General features: G+C 67.3%; 3 protein-coding genes. 2 read left to right on the top strand and 1 reads right to left on the bottom strand.

Translation table 11 applies throughout. The features are described 5' to 3' along the window. Nucleotides 1-291, bottom strand: a 291-nt coding sequence (locus tag BQ7477_RS09655) for an MFS transporter (RefSeq protein WP_159430594.1), incomplete at its 3' end; no start/stop codon positions are given. 150 nt (nt 292-441) lie between these two features. Between BQ7477_RS09655 and BQ7477_RS09650 the strand changes: the two genes are divergently transcribed. Beyond that, nucleotides 442-984, top strand: coding sequence for a DUF4956 domain-containing protein (locus BQ7477_RS09650; protein WP_009054256.1), 543 nt, complete (start codon nt 442-444; stop codon nt 982-984). 106 nt (nt 985-1,090) lie between these two features. Next, the gene (locus BQ7477_RS09645; protein ID WP_073983722.1) at nt 1,091-1,912 is read left to right on the top strand and encodes a polyphosphate polymerase domain-containing protein; all 822 of its coding nucleotides are present in this window, start codon (nt 1,091-1,093) and stop codon (nt 1,910-1,912) included. The last annotated feature ends 198 nt before the right edge of the window (nt 1,913-2,110 follow it).

Raw genomic sequence — 2,110 nt, 5'->3', positions numbered from 1 at the left:
CAGGCGCCCGGCGCCGATAGCCCCGATCGCGGCGCCGATGGCGAGGACGCCGCCGACCAGGCCCTCCTCGAACTCGTTGATTCCGAGTCCGCCGGCCACGCTCGGCATGTACATGTACGGCAGTGCGCCCGCGATGACGCCCGTGTCGTAGCCGAACAGCAGGGAGCCGAAAGTCGCGATGGCGGCCAGGAGCTTCACGGAGCGCGCCGGGCCCGAGGCCGGGGTTTCCTCCGTGAGTGTGCGCAGTTCTCGGTCAGTGGGGGCGCCGATGGCCCCAGGTCGGGTACTCATGGGTTCCATTGTGCGTCAGTGAGCGCCGTTGCGCCCGAGTGTCTGGCATTCAGGATTATCCCAGGAAAGTCATAAGGGACGAATGAGGCGTTCATAGGTTGTTCATAGGGTCGCGTGGGGAAATAGGTGCATCGACAAAAGGAGACACCAATGACCGCCCTGATTCTGATCGCCATTGACCTGGTCGCCATGGCCGCCCTCGTGTTCGGCCTGTACTTCCCACGGCACCGCCGCGCCGACCTGGTCGCAGCTTTCCTCGGTGTGAATGTCGGCGTCCTCGCCGTCACGATCATCCTCGCGAACTCGACCGTGAGCGCAGGCCTGGGCCTGGGCCTCTTCGGTGTCCTCTCGATCATCCGCCTGAGGTCCGACCAGATTTCGCAGACGGAAATCGCCTACTACTTCGCGTCGCTGGCCCTCGGCCTGCTGACGGGAATGTCGTCCGCGGTGACCCCGCTCCTGGGTGGCCTGATCGCCCTGATCCTCGCGGCCCTCGCCTTCGGCGACTCGAAGCTGGTCTTCGGCCGCTACACGTCGCAGACCGTCCAGCTGGACCGCGCGATCGCCGACCCGGCGGAACTGAAAGCAGCCCTCGAGCAGCGCCTCGGCGCGTCCGTCGCCTCGGTCAACGTCGTCAAGCTCGACCTCGTGAACGACCTGACTCTCGTGGACGTTCGCTCGAAGGTCGCCTGACCCGCTGGCCCGGCCTCGCCCCCGGCCCGCCGACTCGCCCTTGACAGCAGACTTGGCCCGGCCTCGCCCCCGGCCCGCAGCCCAACCACACGACAGGACACGACTCATGAACGCCACCCTGAACGCAACTCTCGCCGACCTCGAGACGATTAGCCTCGACGACCTGAATGAGCGCGCCGCGATGCTGACCCGCGTGGACCGCAAGTACGCGCTGGACGCCGCCACGGCCTCGTCGGTCCTGAGCCGCCTCCCCGAGGAAACCCGGGTCCTCCAGATCGCCGGCCAGGTGTCCCAGTGCTACGCCTCCACCTACTACGACACCCCCGACATGGATTCGTACCTGCTGACCGCGCTCAAGCGCCGCCGCCGCTTCAAGGTCCGCGCCCGCACCTACCTGTCCACCGGCGCCTCCTTCCTGGAGGTCAAGACCCGCGGCCCGCGCGGACTGACCGTCAAGAAGCGTATGTCGATCTCCTGGGACGAGGCCGGGGCTCCTCTCGCGGGCGAGCGCCGTTCCTGGGTCGCGGGCAAGGTTGAGCACACGGGCTACGCGCACCTGGTCCCGGCCCTGGAGCCGGTCCTGGCCGGATCCTACGAGCGCAACACACTGCTCCTGCCCGGCGGAGCGGGCCGCGCGACCGTTGACACGAAGCTGTCGTGGCGCTCGCTGCGCACGGACGGCACTGAGGTCGCACGCCCCGACCTGGTCATCATCGAAACGAAGTCGGGTGCGACCCCGTCCGTCGTCGACCACCTCCTGTGGGAGGGCGGCGTGCGACCCGTGAAAATCTCCAAGTACGGGACCGCGATGGCCGCCATGCACGACCTGCCCGCGAACAAGTGGAACCGCACGCTGCGCCGCTACTTTCCCGAATACGTGGAGGCCCCCGAGCTCGCGCGCGAGGCGCCCCTCGCGATGGCCGCCTGAGCGACGTCATACCTGCGCGCAGTCGTCGAAATTGCGCGACACGTAAGCGCTGAGCATAAGAAACATAAGCCTTCATCGCATGAAAGAGACAGACACATGAAAGCCCTTCGGAAAATCTGGACCCCCGCCCGGACGATCGGCGCGATCGCCCTCGTCGGAACGTTGGCGCTGGGCGCTTGCGGCGCCTCGGGCGCTGCG

The organism is Actinomyces bouchesdurhonensis (assembly GCF_900128465.1).
Classification (GTDB): domain Bacteria; phylum Actinomycetota; class Actinomycetes; order Actinomycetales; family Actinomycetaceae; genus Pauljensenia; species Pauljensenia bouchesdurhonensis.
The sequence above is the reverse complement of the archived record's forward strand: the minus strand, read 5'-3'. Positions and strand labels throughout refer to the sequence as shown.